The sequence below is a fragment of the Shouchella xiaoxiensis genome (assembly GCF_016907895.1).
GTDB lineage: Bacteria > Bacillota > Bacilli > Bacillales > Bacillaceae_D > Shouchella > Shouchella xiaoxiensis.
This window is the reverse complement of record NZ_JAFBCV010000005.1, coordinates 42,155-64,601: the sequence shown is the minus strand read 5'-3', so window position 1 is coordinate 64,601 and position 22,447 is coordinate 42,155. Positions and strand designations below refer to the sequence as shown.

21 protein-coding genes and 2 riboswitches are annotated in these 22,447 nt (G+C 40.3%); of the genes, 12 read left to right on the top strand and 9 right to left on the bottom strand.

The genetic code is table 11. The features are described from left to right. Positions 1–35: 35 nt before the first annotated feature. The 3 genes from JOC54_RS09510 to JOC54_RS09500 all read right to left on the bottom strand — a co-directional run bounded on the left by JOC54_RS09510 (position 36) and on the right by JOC54_RS09500 (position 2,319). Positions 36–620, bottom strand: a complete 585-nt coding sequence (locus JOC54_RS09510) for a hypothetical protein (RefSeq protein ID WP_204465917.1) — start codon at positions 618–620, stop codon at positions 36–38. Then, positions 613–1,290 (bottom strand): thiaminase II, encoded by a 678-nt coding sequence (gene tenA / locus JOC54_RS09505; RefSeq protein WP_204465914.1) that lies wholly within the window; start codon positions 1,288–1,290, stop codon positions 613–615. The genes JOC54_RS09510 and tenA overlap by 8 nt, the downstream gene beginning before the upstream one ends. A 64-nt stretch (positions 1,291–1,354) precedes the next feature. Continuing rightward, positions 1,355–1,454, bottom strand: a riboswitch (TPP riboswitch). A 52-nt stretch (positions 1,455–1,506) separates the two neighbouring features. Beyond that, entirely contained in the window at positions 1,507–2,319 is an 813-nt protein-coding gene (locus JOC54_RS09500) for a TerC family protein (protein ID WP_035418140.1), read from the bottom strand. Positions 2,320–2,364: 45 nt separating this feature from the next. Beyond that, positions 2,365–2,536: riboswitch (yybP-ykoY riboswitch) on the bottom strand. Between the two features lie 131 nt (positions 2,537–2,667). Here JOC54_RS09500 and JOC54_RS09495 point away from each other — a divergent pair. Together JOC54_RS09495 and hflX are read left to right on the top strand one after the other, a co-directional pair. Next, positions 2,668–3,555, top strand: coding sequence for an alpha/beta fold hydrolase (locus JOC54_RS09495; protein ID WP_035418139.1), 888 nt, complete (start codon positions 2,668–2,670; stop codon positions 3,553–3,555). A gap of 265 nt (positions 3,556–3,820) precedes the next feature. Next, entirely contained in the window at positions 3,821–5,080 is a 1,260-nt protein-coding gene (gene hflX / locus JOC54_RS09490) for a GTPase HflX (RefSeq protein WP_204465912.1), read from the top strand. A gap of 47 nt (positions 5,081–5,127) precedes the next feature. On the opposite strand, the gene JOC54_RS09485 is transcribed toward hflX, so the two are convergent. Beyond that, the gene (locus JOC54_RS09485; RefSeq protein ID WP_158332280.1) at positions 5,128–5,277 is read right to left on the bottom strand and encodes a hypothetical protein; all 150 of its coding nucleotides are present in this window, start codon (positions 5,275–5,277) and stop codon (positions 5,128–5,130) included. 248 nt (positions 5,278–5,525) lie between these two features. Between JOC54_RS09485 and JOC54_RS09480 the strand changes: the two genes are divergently transcribed. Continuing rightward, positions 5,526–6,668 carry a S8 family peptidase gene (locus JOC54_RS09480; protein WP_094190329.1) on the top strand — a complete coding sequence of 381 codons (1,143 nt, stop codon included), beginning with the start codon at positions 5,526–5,528 and terminating at the stop codon, positions 6,666–6,668. 119 nt (positions 6,669–6,787) lie between these two features. On the opposite strand, the gene JOC54_RS23365 is transcribed toward JOC54_RS09480, so the two are convergent. From JOC54_RS23365 to JOC54_RS09465, 3 genes are all read right to left on the bottom strand, one after another. Beyond that, positions 6,788–8,047 carry a helix-turn-helix domain-containing protein gene (locus tag JOC54_RS23365; RefSeq protein WP_204465910.1) on the bottom strand — a complete coding sequence of 420 codons (1,260 nt, stop codon included), beginning with the start codon at positions 8,045–8,047 and terminating at the stop codon, positions 6,788–6,790. Between the two features lie 140 nt (positions 8,048–8,187). Beyond that, positions 8,188–8,850, bottom strand: a complete 663-nt coding sequence (locus JOC54_RS09470; RefSeq protein WP_051990966.1) for a M15 family metallopeptidase — start codon at positions 8,848–8,850, stop codon at positions 8,188–8,190. Between the two features lie 72 nt (positions 8,851–8,922). Further along, positions 8,923–10,260, bottom strand: coding sequence for an APC family permease (locus tag JOC54_RS09465; RefSeq protein ID WP_204465908.1), 1,338 nt, complete (start codon positions 10,258–10,260; stop codon positions 8,923–8,925). A gap of 216 nt (positions 10,261–10,476) precedes the next feature. On the opposite strand from JOC54_RS09465, the gene JOC54_RS09460 reads away from it, so the two are divergent. The 5 genes from JOC54_RS09460 (at position 10,477) to ald (ending at position 16,356) form a co-directional block, all read left to right on the top strand. Next, a complete protein-coding gene (locus JOC54_RS09460) occupies positions 10,477–11,439 on the top strand; it encodes an ABC transporter substrate-binding protein (RefSeq protein ID WP_204465906.1) in 963 nt (320 codons plus the stop codon). Positions 11,440–11,526: 87 nt separating this feature from the next. After that, the gene (locus tag JOC54_RS09455; protein ID WP_204465903.1) at positions 11,527–12,345 is read left to right on the top strand and encodes a sulfurtransferase; all 819 of its coding nucleotides are present in this window, start codon (positions 11,527–11,529) and stop codon (positions 12,343–12,345) included. Between the two features lie 115 nt (positions 12,346–12,460). After that, positions 12,461–13,879 carry a cryptochrome/photolyase family protein gene (locus JOC54_RS09450; RefSeq protein ID WP_204465902.1) on the top strand — a complete coding sequence of 473 codons (1,419 nt, stop codon included), beginning with the start codon at positions 12,461–12,463 and terminating at the stop codon, positions 13,877–13,879. 89 nt (positions 13,880–13,968) lie between these two features. Next, the gene (locus JOC54_RS23360) at positions 13,969–15,120 is read left to right on the top strand and encodes a PucR family transcriptional regulator (RefSeq protein WP_204465901.1); all 1,152 of its coding nucleotides are present in this window, start codon (positions 13,969–13,971) and stop codon (positions 15,118–15,120) included. A gap of 114 nt (positions 15,121–15,234) precedes the next feature. Beyond that, positions 15,235–16,356, top strand: coding sequence for an alanine dehydrogenase (ald, locus tag JOC54_RS09440; protein WP_204465900.1), 1,122 nt, complete (start codon positions 15,235–15,237; stop codon positions 16,354–16,356). A gap of 43 nt (positions 16,357–16,399) precedes the next feature. Here ald and JOC54_RS09435 read toward each other — a convergent pair whose 3' ends face one another. Both JOC54_RS09435 and rarD read right to left on the bottom strand, forming a co-directional pair. Further along, complete coding sequence (locus JOC54_RS09435) at positions 16,400–17,455, bottom strand: lactonase family protein (protein WP_204465899.1); 1,056 nt, start codon at positions 17,453–17,455, stop codon at positions 16,400–16,402. 49 nt (positions 17,456–17,504) lie between these two features. After that, entirely contained in the window at positions 17,505–18,419 is a 915-nt protein-coding gene (gene rarD / locus JOC54_RS09430) for an EamA family transporter RarD (RefSeq protein WP_204465898.1), read from the bottom strand. Positions 18,420–18,727: 308 nt separating this feature from the next. Between rarD and dppA the strand changes: the two genes are divergently transcribed. Genes dppA through JOC54_RS09410 form a run of 4 tightly spaced genes read left to right on the top strand, consistent with a single transcriptional unit; the run spans position 18,728 to position 22,431 of the window. Then, positions 18,728–19,549: a D-aminopeptidase DppA gene (gene dppA, locus JOC54_RS09425; protein ID WP_035418128.1), complete on the top strand. Its 822-nt coding sequence runs from the start codon at positions 18,728–18,730 to the stop codon at positions 19,547–19,549. A 15-nt stretch (positions 19,550–19,564) separates the two neighbouring features. Beyond that, positions 19,565–20,488, top strand: coding sequence for an ABC transporter permease (locus JOC54_RS09420; protein WP_035418127.1), 924 nt, complete (start codon positions 19,565–19,567; stop codon positions 20,486–20,488). A gap of 2 nt (positions 20,489–20,490) precedes the next feature. Next, positions 20,491–21,432 (top strand): ABC transporter permease, encoded by a 942-nt coding sequence (locus tag JOC54_RS09415; RefSeq protein ID WP_035418126.1) that lies wholly within the window; start codon positions 20,491–20,493, stop codon positions 21,430–21,432. Between the two features lie 3 nt (positions 21,433–21,435). After that, positions 21,436–22,431, top strand: coding sequence for an ABC transporter ATP-binding protein (locus tag JOC54_RS09410; RefSeq protein WP_035418124.1), 996 nt, complete (start codon positions 21,436–21,438; stop codon positions 22,429–22,431). The last annotated feature ends 16 nt before the right edge of the window (positions 22,432–22,447 follow it).

Genomic DNA, 22,447 nt, shown 5'->3' with positions numbered 1-22,447 from the left:
ATGACTTTACGAAAACGTAAAGTCATCTTTTTTTCTTATTCTGGATAGCGTGAAGTTAAATATGCCAGAGCTCGTTGACGAGAAAGACCGAGTTCCTGAAGTCCTTTTAGAATGACTGATTCATACGCTTGAGAGGGGCGGTTTTCTTCAACGGCGGACCAATCAAGAGGTGCTGTAAACGTAACAATAGGAAGAGATTCCTTAAAACCCACTAATAGGAGGCGACCATACCAGTTATCAAGCAAATCAAGATAGCCTTGCTTAAGGAGTAGCTCATAATCCACTTTAATTGAACGTACTTGATTTTCCTGACAGACAACATCTTCGAATTGTTCCGTCGTAACTAGATAAGCTTTTGAATGAGTTGAGATCTCGGAATTCTGCATATTTCTAATAAACGCAACGCCGCCTTCACCCCATTTACTTCGTTCCTTAGCAAAGTATAGTTCATGTCTAATTGAATAAGCCATGCTTTTTAACGGCGGAGAAGTATCCCGTGCTCCTTGTTCCGTTTCTGATGAACCTTCTAATCGGCCACCTTCAATATAGCGCATAAAGCGATTATAAAGCAGGTTAGAGCCATAGCTCGCATACCAAATATAGTCCATCTTATTAGGCAAGAGAAACCGGCCATTTTTCTTCGGTAAAGGCCATTTCCCAAAAAGCATACTCTAATTGACAGCTTTTAATGAAATGGTCAATCATCCGCTTCTTTTCATCCCTTGATGCGTGTAAAGCCAGTTGGTCCAACCGGTCACAGAACTGTTTGGTAACGCTCATTTCGCCACCGGAACGATAAAACGATATCCAGTCGTAAAACGGGTGGTCTTCAGTTGGCTGTACCGTTTCATAAAGATGGTCGCCAATGACTTGATATGTCCACGGACATGGCAATAATACAGAAATAATTTCTGCTAGCGTGCCTTTGTTTGCGACGTCGAGCATATGACGCGTGTAGTGATGAGCGGTAGGTGCTAGTGGCTCGTATTGTAAATCAGAATAGGCGACACCAGCTACTTCACAGAAATTATTATGTGGATGAACCTCGCTATGTAGCACAAATGAAATTTGCTCTGTGAACATCGCAATGTCCTTGCGAGATGTGCTACGGCTAATGGCAACGCCATAAATCTGCATAAACGTATTCAAGTATTCAAAATCCTGTTTCACGTAATGAATGAGTGCTGGAGCAGGAAGTGAGCCTTTTCCAATACCTTGGACAAAGGGATGCTCTAAAATGGCTTCAAATACGGGGTTTGCTGCTTGACGTAGTTCTTTACTAAAACTCATCTAAATCTTCCTCCTTTTTTCCACAAGGAGAACCTGTTTGATAGAGGAGTGCTGCATAAAAAAAAGAGTAGCTACTCCACTTCCCTACGCTGGTATTAACCAGATCAGGTTCAAAGGGTCAAAGCAAGGCTTTTCTCAGTCAAAGGACTCCCCTAGTGGTTCTACTCTTAGTGAAACATATTCAGATCATTCTTGCAACTAAAGGAGAGGGCTTTATTATCCCTCAACTTTATTTTCAGCACGTTTTTCAATTTCTGTTTTCTCTTCTTCCCCTGGCGCTGGTTTTTTGGAAAGGAACCAACCACCTAGAACGATTAAGACTAATACGCTATAGAAAAATACTTTCCAAACGGTTGAGTGAGGGAAATCATGCGGGATAAGCGCAATTGAATCATGTGCAAGCACCTGTACAGCTAGTTTTACCCCAACCCAGCCAACAATGATGAAAGCGGCGGACTCTAATCCAGGTCGCTTCTGTAAGAGTAGTACAAATTTAGAAGCAGCAAATCGCATAATCAACAATCCAACAAATCCACCGATAAAGACTACAGCAAATTGTCCAACGTCCATGCTACCGACCGTGCCTAACCCTGTCGGTGTAAGAGCTGTCGCAAGAGCGACCGCAGCTAAGATCGAGTCAACCGCAAATGCAATGTCGGCAATCTCAACTTTAAATACAGTCATCCAAAAGCCACTGCCTTTTTTTACTTTTGTGAAGCCAGCAGCCTGTTCTTGTTTTCGAACAACATGTTTTCGAAACAAGTGGTTCAACGCGATGAATAGTAAGTATAGGGCACCAATTGCCTGAACCTGCCAAAAGTCAACGAGTAAAGAAATAACAAATAATGAAGCGAAGCGGAAGACGAACGCACCAGCAAGACCATAGAATAGAGCCTTCTTCCGTTCTTTCTCTGGCAAATGCTTAACCATAATAGCCAAAACAAGAGCGTTGTCGGCTGCCAATATTCCTTCCAAAGCGATTAAAACAAGTAAAACCCAACTGTACTCAATTAATAAGGATGCATCCATTCTGCAACCCGCCTCTCTTAATATACACCCCACACTGTTTTCACCAAGCGAGGAAGAGAGAACATAAAAAAGACCTCTGCCTTGGTTTTGAAAACGAGGCAAAGGTCTTGCTAGACATAGTATGTATCATGCCAAACAAAGCCGGTGGATAGTATCCACGTAATGACGACTTTGGTTCAAGTGTTTAAACTTGCAGCTACTCCCCTTTGAAGGAATGCTATGAATTTATCAATAGTATATGACGAGTAAAAAGATGCGTCAAGTGTTTTTAGAAAATAGTAAAAGCATGGCATGATCTTTTTGCAGCTGGGGTACATACTTATATTAAGGAAAAGGACGTGAGGATAAATGAGGTATGAGCATCGTATGGTGGAAGCGAATGGACATACATTTCATATGGTCTGTGCAGGGCCAAGGAATGGAGATCTTGTGTTAATGCTACATGGATTTCCCGAGTTTTGGTACGGTTTTAGACATCAAATCAATCAACTTGCAGAAGCGGGCTATTACGTTGTTGTACCTGATCAACGAGGCTATAATAAATCGGATAAGCCGCAAAAGATCGAGTCCTACACATTAGATCAGCTTAGAGATGATTGTGAGGCGTTTATTGATGTGTTTGATCGAGAACAGGCCGCTGTTATTGGGCATGACTGGGGAGGAGCAGTTGCTTGGCATTTAGCAGCAACAAGACCAGAGCGAGTGAAGAGATTGTTTGCGATTAATATTCCCCACCCAGCAGATATGCCGAAGATATTTATGAAGAAACCAACTCAAATCATTAGAAGTGCTTACATGATGTTTTTTCAGTTGCCAAAAGTTCCAGAAAAGCTTCTTGCAACGAACCACTTTAAATACATGGCGAAGGGACTGTCTTTAACAAGTAAGGAAGGCGCTTTTGCAAATGATGATTTAAAAAGGTATCAATCTGCTTGGTTAAAGCCAGGTGCGATTACGGGTATGCTAAACTGGTATCGTGCATTACGCATTCAAATGAGGCGCGGATTTGATGAAATTGATTTGCACGTGAATGTTCCAACGACGATTTTGTGGGGGATGCAGGACCCTTTCCTTTCAAAACGTTTGGCTAGAGAAAGCGCAAAGCGATGCAAAGAGGTTGATGTAGTCTTTGTCGCAGATGCAACTCATTGGGTTCATCATGAAGAGCCCGAGATTATTAATTATTTGATCTTAAAGAAATTAAAAAACGAAAAACAAGGAATTAAACCCATATAATACAAGTTAGTCGCATTGCATTTCTATTAATAGGGTGATACGATACGATTATTCTGATAAGGAGGTTTCGTCATCATGATCAAGTATGTGACAATCATCGGCTCACCCGCTAACTAAATAGCATGACTCTTCGAACCTAGTAAACGGGAGTAGTCTGTCTCATTCTTTGAAGACGACCTTAATTATATAGTCCTCGTTTGCGCACAGGCGAAGGCGTGTGTATTTTGTTGCGCCTAAAAATAGCGAAACAAATGGAGGAACGTGTATGCATGAACAACAAACAAGAAAAACAGTAGATACCATTATTATTGGGGTAGAGAAACAGCAGGATGTTGATTTTTCTTATTCAATGAAGGAATTAACCAATCTAACAGAAGCGCTTGATTTGCGCACCGTCGCCCAAGTCTCACAAAAATTAACTGTACCAAATCAAGCCACGTATATTGGATCAGGCAAGGTAAGTGAAATCAAGATGATGTGTGAAGAGATGGACGTCTCACTCGTGATTTTTAACGATGAATTAACGCCTTCTCAAATCCGTAATTTAGAAAAGTTGTTAGAGGTCACGGTTTATGATCGAACGATGCTTATTCTTGATATCTTCGGAGAGCGCGCAAAGACGAAAGAAGCACAGATGCAGGTGGAAGTCGCTCGACTAAAGTATTTATTGCCACGACTGGTTGGCATGAGAGCGTCTTTAAGTAGACAAGGAGGAAGTGGAACAGGACTTGCAAACAGAGGTGCTGGTGAAACAAAATTAGAGCTCGACCGTCGTAAGATTGAAAGTCGAATCAACATGCTTGAAAAAGAACTAGAAAGCATTGTCAATCGACGCGACATCCAACGAAGTCAACGAAAAAAGCAACAAATGCCAGTGGTCGCCCTCGTAGGCTATACAAATGCAGGAAAATCATCTTTATTAAATGCCATGCTGACTGATGATCAAGAAAAACATGTGTTTGAAAAGGATATGTTATTTGCGACGCTTGATACATCGGTGCGACGCGTTGAGTGGAAAAAGAATTTACCATTTCTGATGGCGGATACAGTCGGGTTCGTTTCTAAATTACCAACTCATTTAGTGAAGGCCTTTCGTTCAACCTTGGAGGAGGCTCGTGAAGCGGATTTACTATTGCATGTTGTGGATTACTCACATGAATATTATAAAGAAATGATAGAGACAACGACGGAAACATTAAAATCCATGGACATCGAACAACCGATGGTCTTTGTTTACAATAAGATTGATTTAACAGATGAGAATGAACCGCGAACACAAGCAAATGAGTTATTTGTGTCAGCCTCGAAAAAATTAGGATTAAATCTACTTGCTGATGCGATTCAAGCAAGTATCTTTAAAGAGTACCGCGTTCAAAATTTACTCATTCCATATGATGAAGGAGCTGTTCAAGCCCGGATAAACGAACAGACTCATGTAATCAAGCAAGAGGAACGAGAAGAAGGTTGGTTTATCAAAGCCTTTTTCAATGAGCAAGATCGACTTGCATTTGAGCGTTTTCTGTAATCAAACAAGACTGTAGGCGTTTAACGCCTACAGTCTTGTTTTGTTCGTTAGATTAAGTGTTTTAAATCAGCTTTTGCGCGTTCAATTGTTGCAGAATCATACCAGTGACTATACGTGAGGATGTGACGAGAGAGTCTGGGGTTTAAAATCTTCGTAAAATCCGCTCTTTTTGAGTATGTTCGAGTTAATTGATCCATTTTTCGAACCTCCTTTTTTAATAGTTTGTACTTTTTTCCCATTCTTTAATCAGGACTGAATGCGATAAAACCAACGTTTTTTTAAAAATAATGGTAAAATATACCGTTTAAGGAAGTGTAGTTAACTGCTAATTTACAACTGTTTCCCAATAGAGAAAGTAGTTTCCCAATACAAAAGAGTGACAATCTTTGATAATTTAAATGTACCAGCTGCGCAGGTTGGAACTATATTTAGGAGGGGAAACGAATTGAATAAGAAAATGGGGAAAATTGTAGCAAGTACTGCACTACTCATCTCAATTGCATTTAGTTCATCGATCGCACAAGCTGCAGAAGAGGCTAAAGAAAAATATCTAATTGGATTCAATGAGCAAGAAGCGGTTTCAACCTTTGTCGAGCAAATGGAGGAAGATGCTTTTACAATCCTTGCTGAAGATAAAGAAGAGGTTGATGTTGAACTTCTCTATGAATTTGAAACCATCCCTGTTTTATCAGTCGAATTAAGCCCAGACGATGTGGCTTCCCTTGAGTTGGACCCAGCAATATCTTATATTGAAGAAGATTTTGAAGTAACCACGATGGCTCAATCAGTACCTTGGGGAATTAATCGAGTGCAGGCGCCAATTGCTCAGAACAGAGGATTTACTGGTGCTGGTGTAAGAGTGGCTGTTTTGGATACTGGGATTTCAACGCATCCTGATTTGAATATTCGCGGAGGCGTAAGTTTTGTTCCGGGTGAACCTACCATCGCTGATGGAAATGGTCACGGTACACACGTAGCGGGGACAATTGCGGCGCTAAACAATAATGTAGGTGTGCTTGGTGTGGCTCCTAACGTCGAGCTTTATGGTGTTAAAGTTTTAGGTGCAAATGGTTCAGGTTCTATCAGTGGTATTGCCCAAGGTCTTCAGTGGGCTGGTAATAATGGCATGCACGTTGCTAACTTAAGTCTAGGAAGCTCTCAACCTAGTGCAACGCTTGAGCAAGCTGTAAACCAAGCTACATCACAAGGTGTACTCGTTGTTGCTGCTTCTGGTAACTCAGGTGCAGGGACTGTTGGTTATCCAGCTCGTTATGCAAATGCCATGGCTGTTGGCGCAACAGATCAAAACAACAACCGTGCAAGCTTTTCTCAATATGGACAAGGGCTTGACATTGTTGCACCTGGCGTTGGCGTTCAGAGCACATACCCAGGTAACCGTTATGCAAGCTTAAGTGGTACTTCAATGGCTACGCCTCACGTAGCTGGAGTTGCCGCACTTGTCAAACAGAAAAATCCATCTTGGTCAAATGTTCAAGTTCGTAATCACCTTAAAAACACAGCTACTAACCTAGGAAACACCAATCTATACGGTAGTGGACTAGTAAACGCTGAAGCAGCTACACGTTAATTTGCATAAATAAGAGCCTTAAGAAGATTTCTCTTCTTAAGGCTCTTTGTTTGTAAGGATGGAAATGCTCCCTAACACTAAAAAGAAGTAGTTCTTAAGCAACTACTTCTTTTCGGTTATTATACAATTGACAATTCCCGTCTTTTTGTCTCCGTAACGTATTTGCTTAAAAACTCGTTGGCTTTTTCATGTTCTCCATTCTTTTGGTACCATTTGGCTAACTCTAAAGCATAAGGAATCGGTTCATGTTTATTTTCAAGTTTATCTAGATGAGGAAGTAGCTCGGCTTCTATAAAGCTGTACATTGCATCGTTTGCTTCTAGTCGATACGAGAAGTACCTAGCCTGAAGTTTCATTTTTTCAAAACCTCGCGTTACGCTAATCTTAAGAATTTCATCTAGATTCATTCGAATTTGATTCTGCTCATTTTCCATGTAAAACAAGACTTCCACATCTGCTAATAAACTATAAACATAGTTTTGACTTCCTGCTTCATAAAATGAAATACATTCTTTAAAACATTGATGACTACGTTCATATTCCCCAATCTTCTTTAATAAAATTCCATTGTTAAAGGTTGCTTGATAGTAAAGGGAATCGTGTCCAAAGAGTCTCGTATTCCTTAACAAGATTTTATAAACACGGGTTGATTCTTCGACCATATTTAATTGGGTATAATTAATTCCAAGCAGCATCTGTGAATGAAACGCTCGAATATAATTATCTTCTTGTTTAAAAATAGTGAGTGCTTCTTTTGCATAAATAATGGCTTTCTCCGGCTCATTTAGTTGTGTATAACATTGCGCTAACACAAAAGAAACTTCTCGTGCAAACATATACTTAGAAGAATAATCTTCGTTTTGAATGTCGAATAGTAACTCTTTTGCTTCTTTTAAGCGACCTTTGTTTACTAAATAAATGCCATAAAACAAGCGAGCAGAAAGTGCTTCTACCTCACTGAAGTTGCTTTTATTCTTATCAATAATAGTCCAATCTTGTAAAGCTAAATGCGTTTTACCAGACATTAAATGATAGCGCATCATGTAAAGGTGGTACGTATTAATATAGTTCGTGCGTGCTATCGTGCTTTCCTTATCAAGTAACCGAACCATGATCGCGTGTGCTTCCTTTTCATCAACAAATTGAATCGCTTCGATGAATGCTTCTAGAGAATGTTTAATTTCTGCCTGCTGAGCGTATTCATCTTCTATGTTAATACCAAGTCTCTCTAAAAGAAGGGACGCAGTTGCGTGATTGGCTTTGTAAATGGTATTCTCAATTTTGCTTAGATGTGGAATGGAACAAATACCGTCAGCAAGTTCGGCTTGAGTCATATTGTGCTTAATTCGGTAATATTTAATTGTTCTACCTAACTCCACTAGTCATCAACCCACTTTTTTTAGTATCGGTGTAACGATGTCACTAATGTACTATTAATTCGTCAAAAACACGGAAAATCCTGCAAAGTAAACGGAAAAGAATAGATCGATTAAATGATCCATTAATAAAAAACGAAGAGCTACTGCAAATGCAGTAGCTCTTCGTTTTCTTCACCTTCAGCTTCAAGTAAAGCTTGCTGTATTTCTTCTATTGTATAGCCAAAAGTCATTTGCAAATGAGGGAAATCGACAAAATCCGTCCAATCTCCTCCCCACTCAAACCCTAAATCTTTTGCAAGCTCTGCTACTTCAAACCAGTCAGGCTCTCCGTTGTTATTCCCGTCATAAGTTAAATCCCAGATTGGCTGGCCTGATTGATTTAATAAAGCGTAGTCTACTGCAAGACCGAAATTATGCAATGACTGACCACCCATAGCATTCGTAACAATTTTTCCGCCCGCTGAACGACCTTGACGGAAAAGTTCGTTTTGTTCTTCTATTGAACGAAATCCATCGGTAATCATCAGATCAATTCCAACAGCAGCAGCATGTTCAATCAATTGCTCTGTTTTTTCTTCTATAATAGGGTGTAAACCTTCTGCATAAATAATTTCTTCTATTTCAACTTCTGGTTTATCAGAGGAAATAAATTGTGCAAGGGTATTTTCTATATGCGTAATATCGATAAATGAATCGGACTCAACGCCATTAAACGCTTCATCTCTATTTATATAAAAAACCATAAAAATTAGTAGGGCGACACAGACAAACAAAAAAATAAATGACTTTAAAAAAGACCTCACTAAGTACCTCCTTTATCAATTTTTGATGGTCGATGTAGAAATCGCTCGATGTATGGAAGCACTTCCTATATCTTACTCTTTGTCATGATTCATTTCAACAATGAATTTGAGGTGCATTCGTCTTCTGATTAAAAAGTAGACAAGCCCAATAATCATCCAGATTAAGCCAATTGTTAATGCATTTCGCTCTATTGAAAAAAGAAGTGAGATGCAAAAAATGGCTCCTGATAGCGGTATGAGTAAATTTAATAAAACACCTTGAACGGATCTTTCTCTTTTACGAATAAAATAGTGAGCAATTACAGAGGCATTTACGCTCGTAAAGCCAATTAAGGCACCAAAACTAATGAATGAATAAATAATCTCCAGCTCTCCGAATATAGCAGTTAAAGAAAGCACGCCAATTAACACAATATTAAACAAAGGCGTTTTAAATGTAGGATGAATATACCCAAAAAACCGTTTAGGCAAGGTATGATCCCGACCCATCGCAAATAACAAGCGCGAGGCACTAGCGTGTGAAGACATCGATGAAGAAATGACAGCTACCATTGTCCCTGCTAAAAATAGGGAATGTAGAAAGGAGCCACCAACAAATTGAGCAATTTCTAACGATGCCGCCTCAGCTGACATAAATGCTTCAAAGTTTGGATAGACAAGTTGAAGCAGGTAAGAAACGCCAACAAACAGTGCTCCACCTATTAGTACAACTAAAACAATGGCCATAGGGACCGTTTTCTTAGGGTTTTTTGTTTCTTCTGATAAAGTAGAGATTGCATCAAAACCGAGAAACGAAAAACAAAGAATGGATGCACCGGTAAATACGGTCGCCATTTCGAGTGAAGGACTAATAAAAGGTAGAATTGATACGAGTTCGCCTGAACCTAGCCCACTTGTTAATCCACGAATGATAAAAAACACAAAGACAGCTACAACAATGATTTGAAATAACACAAATAGGCCCGTTATGTTTGCAGTCAGTTTAATTCCAAGTGCGTTCACTGTCGTAATGAGAACAGCTAAGATAATGACCCAGATAAATGCAGGGATATTGGGAAATGCGGCTTCTAAATAGACCATCCCAATGGCGAAGTTAACCATCGGTAAAAATAAATAATCAAGTAACAACGTCCAACCTGCTGCGAAGCCAACATTAGGATGAATGCTTTTTTGTGCATACGTATACGCTGATCCCGCTTTTGGATATGCCTGAACCATACGACCGTAACTATAGGCCGTTAAAAGTAAGGCTGCGATTGTGAATAAGTAGGATGTTGCGACATGCCCTTGTGTTAATTGCGCTACGATTCCGTACGTATCAAAGACAACTAACGGGTCCATGTAAGCTAAGCCGATAACAAGTAACGGCACCAGCGTAAGCGTACGCTTTAATTGCTGTTCTTTCTCCAAAGGAACCACCCCCTATAATATAGATTTAGTTTACGGTTTTGCTTGTTTTACTGCAAACTCTTTTTTGTTTGTCTATGCATTAGAATGTTTTATTTTGTAGAAATGAGTCAAACACGCGTCAAATAAATGATAAATTTGTTTGCACAAACGCTGCACGCATATTATACTCATTAATGAAAATGAAAATCTTTATCAATAAGGTGGAGGCAAGAACGAATGAAACGATTAAATAAATGGTCAATTACATCTACATTAGCACTAAGTGCAGTCTTACTTACGGCATGTGGAGATGATTCTGCTGAAGAAAATAATACAGACAATAACAATCAAGCAGGCGAAACACAAGCGGAAACAATACAATATGAAGCGTTAAATGGAATGCAAGAGATCCCCGCTGATCCTCAGCGTGTTGTCTTACTCGCAGACGTGTATTTTGGTTACTTGCAAGAACTTGACATTGATGTCATTGCTACAACTGATTTTGTGTTCCAAAGTCCGTTTTTAGAAGAGTATACGACTGATATTGAGAATTTGGGTGATGCTAATGCTGTTGCCGTTGAAGAAATTTTGGCTTTAGATCCAGATTTAATTATTGCCTACCATTCTTCAGAAATTCTTGAACAACTAGAGAGCATTACAACGACAGTAGCTGTTGATTATGCATCACTTGGCTACAAAGAGCAACTAGAAGAATTTGGAACGATGTTCGGGCGTGAAGAACAGGCTCAAGCGTGGATTGATGATTGGAATGCGCAAATTGATGAACTTAAACCAGCTGTTCAAGAAGCTGTTGGCGAACAGACAATCTCGATCTTACAACCAAATGAGAGTGATGTTGTTCTCTATGGAAACGGTTGGGGACGAGGCGGAGAAATTCTTTATCAAGAATTTGAATTAAACATGCCAGAATCAGTCGAAGAATCGGTTGGCTCAAACGGCTTTAACAACCTTTCTCTAGAAGCAGTACCTGAATATGCTGGAGATTATATCTTAACTGGTCCGTGGTTGCCTAGTTTAGATGGAAGCTTTTTATACGACAGCTCAATTTGGAACGGACTTCCTGCCGTTGAAGATGACAAGATTTTTGAAATGGATTCAATTGGCTACTATTTCAATGATCCATTATCGATTGAACAACACTTAGATGAAATCTCAACGTTCTTAATTGAGAATGAGTAGTATCCGTGAAAGACTAGTATCTCACTAGTCTTTTTTTTGTTTATATGAGATCCTTTTAAAAAGCGTTCAAGAAATGGAGTGAGGAAAATGATCGTAACTTCAGAGTGGTTAAATGCTCAGCAAGAAGAAAATATAGTGATTTTAGATGCAAGGCATGACTTGGTCGACTTAGAATTTGGAAGAAGGGAATACAACAAAGACCATATTCCAGGAGCGCTTTTTATTGATATGGCAACTGAGTTGGCAGACCTTTCTTTAGAGGGTGGCGGACGCTATCCGATGCCGTCGCCGCAAAAGATGGCCGATATGTTTGCGAAAAAAGGAATTAATGAAGATTCAAGAGTCGTTGTTTATGATGACAATAATGGCGGAATGGCTGCTGGTCGTGTATGGTGGATGCTACATTATCTTGGGAAGAATCAGGTTGCATTACTTGAAGGTGGAATCTCTGCTTGGAAAGAAAAAGGGTTCCCTACTACAAATGAAGTTAAGCCAAGGACGCCGATTCAGTTTACGCCTACTATTCGAAATAATGAACGCATTGAGGCTGAAGAGGTATACAAAAAACTTGCTGACGACAATGTTGTACTTATTGATGCGCGCACATTCGATCGCTATAGTGGTCAGAGTGAAACACTTGACGCAAAAGCTGGACATATTCCAGGAGCGCTAAGCTATTTCTGGAAAGAAATACTGGCTGATAATAAGAAGTGGAAGAACAATGAAGAGCTTGGTGTACATTTCAATGCCATCAATAAAGAGAGCGAAGTCATCGTTTACTGTGGTTCAGGTATCTCAGCTTGTCCGAACGTCATGGCTTTAAAAAAAGCAGGATACTCGAATGTTAAATTGTATCCTGGTTCATGGAGTGACTGGATTACCCATGATCAATATCCAATTGAATAAGAAAGAACGTGAAAAACGTTTTACATCATGTAAAGCGTTTTTATACGTTTTAACAAGGGGTAAAAAGGCTATTATTTCATCATGATAAAAGTTTCATTATTATGGAGGTATTCATTTGAGCGTCCACGTTATTTGGTTTCGGAGAGATTTGCGTCTTAACGATCATTCAGCCCTTGCAGAAGCACTAAAAGAAATGGACAAGGATGATCAACTATTATTTGTGTTTCATATCCATCCAGCATTAACAGATGAATTTACAGTTAGGCATGATTATTTCTATGAAACGCTTCATTCATTTGTAGAGAATGCTGAAGAGAAAAAGCTGCCAATACACTTTTTAACTGGTGAAATGGAGAAAGGCTTCGATCAGCTCTTAACATCCGTCGAAAAGATAGAAGCCATTTATTTTCATGAAGATGAGACTGCTTTTGGTCAAAAAAGAGATCAGACATTTGAGAAATGGGCAAAACAAAAGGGTCTAAAAACGGTTAAAGTGATTGATCATCATTTACATGGATCAAAATCGATTGTCAAAGATGATGGGACACCGTATAAAGTCTTCAGCCCTTACTATAAGAAATGGCGAGCGGAAGAAAAACCAATGATTCACGACTACGACTGCCAACAGTTAAAGAAACAAATGCTTGTTAACGTAACTGAATTAAAGGAAGGTAAGCGAGCTTACAGTCAATTAATGCAGCAAAAAACGGGAAGGTGGAAGAAGTTTGCGGGAGAAGCATCAGCGTATGAGCAATTGGAATCGTTCATAGAGAATGATCTTGCGACATACCATGTAAATCGAGATCTGCCTGAAAAAGATGCAACTAGTCAGCTATCAAAATACTTACGGACCGGTTCGTTATCCATTCGTTCAGTTTACCATGCAGCGTTGGCTAAAGCGGATGAATTGGAACAGACAGAAGGGGTGGAGACATTCATTCAGGAGCTTGCTTGGCGGGATTTCTACAACATGATTTATGCAAACTATCCTAATAGCAAGAATGAAGAAATACAATCAAATTACCGTGACATTAATTGGCGAAAGGATCATGACCAATTAAAGGCTTGGAAAAAAGGGGTGACAGGCTTTCCCCTTGTTGATGCGGCGATGCGTCAATTAAATGAAACAGGTTGGATGCATAACAGATTGCGCATGGTAGTGGCTTCGTTTTTGACGAAGCATTTGTTAATTGATTGGCGAGAAGGTGAAAAGTATTTCTCTGAGCAGTTGATTGACTATGATGCAGCTTCAAATATAGGAGGCTGGCAGTGGGCATCTTCGACAGGTACGGATGCTGTACCGTATTTTCGAATTTTCAATCCAACAAGGCAGTCGGAACGGTTTGATAAGCATGGGCGGTTTATTCGCCAATTTGTAGAAGAGTTGCAGGATGTCCCTTCTAAATTTATTCATTCACCGGAAAAAATGACAACGGAACAAAAACAAATGTATAACTGTAGCCGCTATCCAGATCCAATTGTTGATCATAAAAAAGCGAGAGAGCGGGCATTAGAAACGTTTAAAAACCAATAGTCAGCTTTTCTCGTTATGCATGGTCACCGATCTATTGGTATACTTGTGATACGGATTAACAGAAGGATATGAAGAAAGCGGGTGATTGTGTGTCGGATACGTATACACAATTTTTACACCAAGGCTTTACCACGTTAGACGCATTCGCTGAGAATTTAGGCCAGTTATTGGCTTGCCCCATTACAATTGAAAATAATCATCATCACCTTCTTGCTTATTCTGAGCACGGTGAGGGCACTGATTCAGCACGAGTTGCTACGATTATTGGTCGCAAAGTACCAAGTACACTTATCCATCGCTTTTGGAAAGAGGGTATCATGACTTCTTTAAATCAATCACCTGAGCCTGTTTTAATTGCAGGTATTCCAGATGTTGGTTTAGGAAGAAGAGTGGCTTTATCAATTCGAGATAAATTGAATCAAGTGATTGGCTATATATGGGTATCAGAGGCAACTCGCGTTTTAACTGTTTATGAACAGCAGTGGATGAAGCGGGTTGCCATTAAAGCGGCTAGTCTTCTTATTAAAAAAGGAAACGTTCAAGGAAAAGCGTCAACGGAAGAAAAACTTTGGAAACTGTTAACGAATACGTATATTCAGGAAGAAGTTCCAGAAGAAACGAAATTAGCTGGTGCGGTACACACTATTTTTATGATTGATTTTGAAAATAAAATGGAACATTTAACGCAATGCCAAGTAATCATTGAACAAACCACCGCTCTTTATATGTTTGATGGTAGATACATGATCGCGTTCTTATCAAATCGTTCAATTGTACATAGTGTGAGTCATCTTGTTAAACAATTACCAGAAAATCTTATAATGGGTTGTGGAAACCCGTCTTCTTCAATTGATCATGTTGCTCGATCATACGAACAAGCGAAGGCAATGCTCATTTTAAAACAACGTTACCCTCATGAATTAAAGAATGCACTATTTTATTATGAAGCAGGAGCATTACGCTATATTCAGCCATATGAAGAAAAAGCCTATCTAATCGGTGATCATCCGGCTATTGTCATTCTTGAAGAATACGATTTACTGAATCAAACAAGCTTACTGGAAACCGTGATGGTATATGTCAAGAATAATGGGCACGTCTCTTCTACGGCAAAAGCATTGCACATCCACTTAAATTCGCTTCAATACCGTTTAAAACGAATAACTGATTTGACTGGTTTACAATTAAAAGACCCAACTGAACGGATTGGCATTTATCTTGACTTACATCGGAGACAATAGACTTGTGTAAAATACACAAATCGATTGTCTTATTTTTAGTTTATCTACCTAAAGAAAGAAAACGCTTTTCTGGATATACTAGTAGGACTAGAAGAATTCAAGGGGGCTTTCAAAATGATTATTGGAATACCTAAAGAAATAAAAAGCTACGAAAACCGAGTGGCAATAACGCCAGCTGGCGTCATTACGCTGATTACAAGCGGACATCATATTTTAGTTGAGTCAGAAGCGGGTATTGGAAGTGGCTTTAAAGATGCAGAGTATCAAGAGGCAGGAGCAACAATCCTTGATAAAGCAAGTGATGTATGGCTTAAAGCAGACATGATTATGAAAGTAAAGGAGCCGTTGGCATCTGAATTCATTCATTTCCGTCCTGGTCTCATTTTGTTCACATACTTACATCTAGCAGCGGAGCGTGCTCTCACAGAGGCACTCATCAAACACGGCGTGACAGCAATCGCGTATGAAACGGTTGAATTAAACCGGACATTGCCACTGCTCACGCCGATGAGTGAAGTTGCTGGCAGAATGGCAACGCAAATTGGTGCACAGTTCCTTGAGAAGACGAATGGCGGAAAAGGAATACTGTTGTCGGGCGTTCCTGGGGTTAAGCGAGCAAAAGTTGCGATTATTGGTGGTGGAGTAGTCGGTACAAACGCTGCCAAGATGGCAATCGGTCTTGGCGCAAGCGTGACCTTACTTGATGTTAGTGCAGAGCGATTACGTCAGTTAGACGACCAGTTTGGCAATGACATCCAGACAATGATGTCTAATCCACTCAATATTGCCGTTGCTGTGCAAGAAGCTGATTTAGTGATTGGTGCTGTCCTTATTCCTGGGGCAAGAGCACCAAAGCTTGTAACCGAAGAAATGGTTGCCAGTATGAATGCGGGAAGCGTCGTAGTTGATGTTGCGGTTGACCAAGGTGGTATTATTGAAACCGCAGATCGCGTCACTACACATGACGCACCAACGTATACAAAGCATGGTGTTATTCATTATGCAGTTGCGAATATGCCAGGAGCTGTGCCACGTACGTCAACAATTGCTTTGACGAATGTGACGATTCCATATGCAAAACAAATAGCAGATAAAGGTGTAAAAGACGCTTTATTTGCAAATCACTCGTTATTAAAAGGGTTAAATACAGCTGGTGGCTTTGTTACCTACCATGCTGTTGCGCGAGATTTAGACCTTGCATTTAAAGAAACAGAGGAAGCCTTATCAACTCTATAACAAAAAGCACATTGCTTCGGCAATGTGCTTTTTTGTGTGTAGTTTAGATAGGCTCGGTTAAGAACGTTACGCATACAGGATAAGGCACATCAATGTGAGCTTCCTGCAGTGTTAATCTCCCAGTTTCTTTATTGCGGGAAAACACGGTAAGCGTGCTAGACTCTTGATTGGAAGCGAGTAGGATAGAGCCTGATGGATCAATCTGAAAATCACGGGGCCAGCTTCCTTCTGTTGAGACAATTTCCAACAGTTCAAGTTCACCAGAATGCTCGTTTACTGAGAAACAGGCAATCGAGTCATTTCCTCTGTTTCCAGCATAAACAAATTTCCCATCCTTCGATAGATGAATTGCACTGCCTTGACTATGTTCAACGAAGCCCTCTGGAAGTGTAGAAATAAGCTGCAGTTCTCTCAACTCACCTAAATCAGCATTGTAATGACAGACGATAACTTGATTTGATAATTCCGTCATGATATAGGCATAAGGCTCATGCGGATGAAAGGCAATATGCCTTGGACCTGAGCCTGGCGGTGCATGATAGGTGTAGTGACTATGTAATTGACCTTGTTCCAACGTGTACAAAATCACTTCATCTGTTCCTAAATCAACTGCAACCGCGTAGTTTTCCTCAGGAGTAAAGCCAGAGAAATGGGCATGGGCTTTTTCTTGTCGTTCGTCATTTGGACCGCTTCCAACGTGTTGAGCAGTCGAAGAGATCTCTTTAATTGACCCATTTGAGTTAAGCGTAAAGGCCGTAATCATTCCACTGTGGTAATTGGCGCTTAATGCTTTTGTTTGGTCTGTGTTAATGGTTACATGGCATGGTCCACCATCTGCTGTAATGGCTTTATTGACAAACGAAAGCTCTCCAGTCTGCTTGTTAATGTGGTAAGCACTAATTCCACCAGCACCGTCTTCTTTCATAACCGCATAAATCATTTCGTCATTGTCGCTAATAGCCACATACGTGGGGTCCTTTAATTCAGCAACAGGAGAAATATCACTTACCTTATAGTTGTTGCTGTCAAGAGTAAAGGAGTAAACGCCCTTGCTTTCTCCTTTTGTATATGTACCAATGTACCCGCGGTAGGTTGTCATAGAAACACTTCCTTTTATTCGTTTTTTTTAGTATACACGAATTAGTGTACTAGTTCATTTTAGAAGAAGTGAGCGTTCGTTTTTTACGTTCTAGTAATTTTGAAGATGTAAAAACAATTAATCCAATCCAGATAAACAAAAAGGCTAGAAACTCAACGGAAGTGAACGGTTCACCAAAGACAAATATACCGAGTATGAGCATTGAAGTAGGTGCTATGTATTGCAAAAAGCCTATTAGTGAAAAAGAAATTCTTCTAGCCCCGTAGGAAAAGAGCATTAGTGGAACCGCTGTAGCGATACCCGCGCCAAAAAGCAGGGCAAGGGTTTCTAGATTAAATTGATTCCATTCTGTTGTGGATAACAAGGAAAGATACAGAATGGCAATAGGTGTGACCAAAATCGTTTCAATGAGCAGACCGCTCTTGGCAGATAAAGGGATCGTCCGTTTAATCAAACCATACAGACAAAAAGAAAGAGCCATACCAAAAGAAGCCCATGGGATGTGGCCACTTAGTAAAATTAAGATGCTCACCCCGACGCAAGCTGAACAAACAGCTACGATCTCTGCTTTACTAAGCTTCTCTTTTAGAAAGACCATGGCGAGCACAACATTTAGCAAAGGGTTAATATAATACCCCAAGCTCGCATCAATTACTTTATCGCTCGTAACGGCAAAAATAAATAGAAACCAATTCACACTAATTAAACAAGCAGCCAAGCTCATTTGATAAAATGCTTTTTTATTCGTGAAAACCCACTGTAGTTCTTGCTTGTAGATTCGTTTGTCTCTTGAAAAAAGATAGAGGAAAAGCATGAAGATAAAAGCAAAAAGAATGCGATACATTAATACGTCTAAAGCTGGAAGGAATGAAAGCATCGCCCAGTAAAGAGGAAGTAACCCCCAAATAAGATAAGAGCTGAAAGCGGCCAATACTCCAGAATGTTGAGAGTCAGTAGGTGTCATCATTTTGCTCCATTTTAACTTAGTAGAATTCCCTAATTGTAAATGATTTCGAATAAAGAAGAAATATGTTTTTAGTTGCTTTATAAAATGTTTGCTACTTGTTTATACAAATTGATCTGGAGAACCTTCTTATAAAGAAAGCCCAGTAATAATAAAAGACGACCTATTTAATGTGTAAAGAGTCTGAATGTGAGGTTAATTGACAAAATTCCTTAAATAAATCGAAATGAATGCAGGAGAAATAAAGAAGAGATGCGAATAGAATTAGAGCCGACCATAATAATTGATCAAAAGAAAGAAGGGAAGCGATGAAACTATATGCATCAGTTGATATGGAGGGAATATCTGGGTTAGTTGATCGACAATTTGTCACTCCTGGTGAGCGTTTTTATGAACGAGGGCAACAATTAATGACGGACGAGGTAAATCATGTTGCAAGTGCTGCATTTCAAAATGGGTGTACGGAGTTTGTGGCAAATGATTCTCATGGAAAAATGAATAACATTCTAGTAGAAAAGCTCCATGAAGAGGTAAAACTCATTTCAGGTGAGGTTAAGCCTTACTCAATGATGCAAGGTTTGGACCAGACATTTGCGGGGGCACTATTTCTGGGTTATCATGCACGAGCTTCAAAGCCAGGCGTCATGAGTCATACGATGATTTTTGGTGTACGCTCCATGTGGCTGAATGGGCATGAGATTGGTGAGATGGGCTTAAATGCGTATTTAGCCGGGTATTATGAGATTCCGGTTTTAATGGTCGCTGGAGATGCCGCAGCATGCGAAGAAGCGGAGCAACTGTTACCTGGCGTCATAACCGCTCCTGTGAAAACGGCACAATCAAGGTCTGCAGCACTTTGTTTGTCACCAACTAAGAGTAAAGTACTATTGCAGGAGCAAACACAAGCCGCTTTAGTGAATGCAACAAAAATGGAACCGTTAACATTAACTGAGAAGCCCGTCTTACATATTGAATTTGCCAACTATGGTCAAGCAGAATGGGCTGCTTTAATGCCTGGTGCGCAAATTGACAATGGCACAACGGTTTCTTTTCATGCCCGTGATGTAAAAGAGGCGTATCAAGCGATGTTGGTTATGACTGAGCTTGCGATGCAAACAACGTTTTGTTAAAGAGGGGCGAAGAAGATGCTGAAGTATGTTAGTCGCCGCTTCTTGGCGATGATCGTTACGTTGTGGATTATTATAACTGCTACATTTTTACTAATGCATACCGTTCCAGGGTCACCGTTAAATAGTGAGCAAACAACAAATGCAGCTATTCAAGCGAATTTAGAAGCTTATTTTGGATTAGATCAACCAGTTATTGTGCAATATTTTGATTATCTGCGCTCGTTGTTACAGTTTGATTTTGGTCCATCAATTTCACAACCGGCTGTATCGGTAAATGATTTGATCTCTAGAGGATTTCCTGTATCGCTTGAACTAGGACTGTATGCAATTGGCTTTGCGCTTATTTCTGGTGTCACACTTGGAGTACTTGCAGCGTTAAGACGTAACGGATTAATTGACTATACCCTGATGACGTTAGCAGTATTAGGGTTATCCATTCCAAACTTTATTCTAGCAGCGCTATTAATTAATGCATTTAAAGATTATCTGCCTGTAGCACTTTGGCAGAGTTGGCAGCATATGATTTTACCCGTATTTGCACTAGCAACATCACCAATGGCTATTATTGCGAGATTGACGCGTTCAACGATGGTCGATGTTTTAACGCAGGACTACATACGAACTGCCCAAGCAAAGGGTCTTTCGCCGTTTACCATTGTGACCAAACATGCACTGCGCAATGGACTAATGCCAGTCGTGACGATTATGGGGACACTCGTTGCAGGAGTGCTGACAGGAAGCTTTGTTATAGAAAAAATATTTGCTATCCCTGGTATTGGGCGATATTTTGTTGAAGGAATTAACAATCGAGATTACCCAGTTATTATGGGAACAACCATTTTCTACAGCGCGATTTTGCTTGTGATGTTATTTATTGTTGACATCATTTATGGATTCCTCGACCCACGCATCCGATTGCATAAAAGGGAGGGGGAGTAGAAATGGCACTGCTAAATTCCAAAGGTCAACAAGTAAGCGATGACTTGTTTAAGCGTAATACAGCAAAATTAAACGCAGAAGTCGTGTCAAGGCCATCTCTCTCTTACTGGAAATCGGTTTGGATTCGGCTTAGGCAAAATAAGTTAGCTATGCTCGGGTTGTTTACAATGATTGGGCTTATTATCATGGCAATCATCGGTCCATGGATTTCACCCAACTCCGTAACCGGAGGAGATCTTACTCAAGTAAATCAGCCTCCTTCATCAACGTATTGGTTTGGAACGGATGCACTTGGACGCGATATGTTTGCAAGAACATGGTACGGCGCTCGAATCTCGTTATTCGTCGGTTTTGCCGCAGCGTTAATTGATTGTGTAATCGGTATTGTCTACGGCGGTGTATCGGGCTATAAAGGTGGACGCACCGACTCAATCATGATGAGAATTGTCGAGGTGCTCTATGGTTTACCATATCTCTTAGTTGTTATTTTATTAATGGTCATAATGGGGCCAGGTCTATTTACGATCATTGTTGCACTGACTGTGACGGGATGGGTTGGAATGGCGCGAATTGTAAGGGGACAAGTGTTGTCGTTAAAGCAAAATGAATATGTTTTAGCTTCCAAAGTATTTGGAGGAAGCACGCCTCATATTATTAGAAAAAGCTTGCTCCCGAATACGATGGGACCCATTATTATTCAAATGACTCTTACAGTACCATCGGCTATTTTTGCTGAAGCTTTTCTGAGCTTTTTAGGACTTGGCATTTCTGCACCATTTGCGTCATGGGGTTCACTTGCTGAAGATGGATTATCGGCCATTTTAACAGGTCATTGGTGGCGATTGTTTTTCCCAGCCTTCTTTATCTCCTTAACAATGTACGCATTTAATGTGTTTGGTGACGGCTTGCAAGATGCCATTGATCCAAAAACAAGGGGGCGCTAGGCTTTGACTATTTTAGAAATTAAAGATTTACATGTATCGTTCAAAACATACGGTGGTGAAGTTCAGGCCGTTAGAGGAATTAATCTAACACTGAATAAGGGCGAGACGCTGGCGATCGTTGGTGAAAGTGGCTGCGGGAAAAGCGTTACTGCGCAAAGTATTATGCGTCTTCTACCAAAAACGACTACGAAGATTACCAGTGGAGAAATTCAGTTTAAAGGACAAGATTTACTCAAAATTTCAGATAAGAAAATGAGGTCGGTTCAAGGTAACGATATTTCCATGATCTTTCAAGATCCGATGACCTCACTCAATCCAACGCTAAGTGTTGGTACTCAATTAACAGAAGGAATACGAAAGCACACATCCATTTCAGCACAAGGCGCTAGAAAGAAGGCATTGGAGATGTTGCAGGTCGTTGGGATCTCTAACGGGGAAGAAAGGTTGAAGCAGTATCCACATGAATTTAGCGGTGGAATGAGGCAACGATTGATGATTGCAATGGCCCTCATCTGTGAACCAGATGTTTTAATTGCCGATGAACCTACAACAGCACTGGATGTGACAATTCAAGCTCAGATTCTCGCTTTATTTAAAGAAATTCAGGAGCGAACGGGGGTAGCGATTATCTTAATTACGCACGACCTTGGTGTTGTCGCTCAATTAGCTGACAGGGTTCACGTGATGTATGCTGGGAAAATCGTAGAAACAAGCAATCGGAGAGAATTATTCTATCAATCTGAGCATCCCTATACGAGGGGGCTACTCAACTCTATCCCACGTTTAGATGATGTAAGAGGAGAACTGTTACCGATTGCTGGAACACCGCCTGACTTATTCTCTCCACCACCAGGCTGTCCGTTTTCACCGAGGTGTCAATATGCAATGGATGTGTGCCGTGATCATATGCCTGCAAGTACAGACGTGTCTCCATCTCATACAGCCGCGTGTTGGCTATTGGATCCACGTGCAAAACAGGTGTTTAAAGATTTAGCATAAAAAAGGGGGAAGTAAA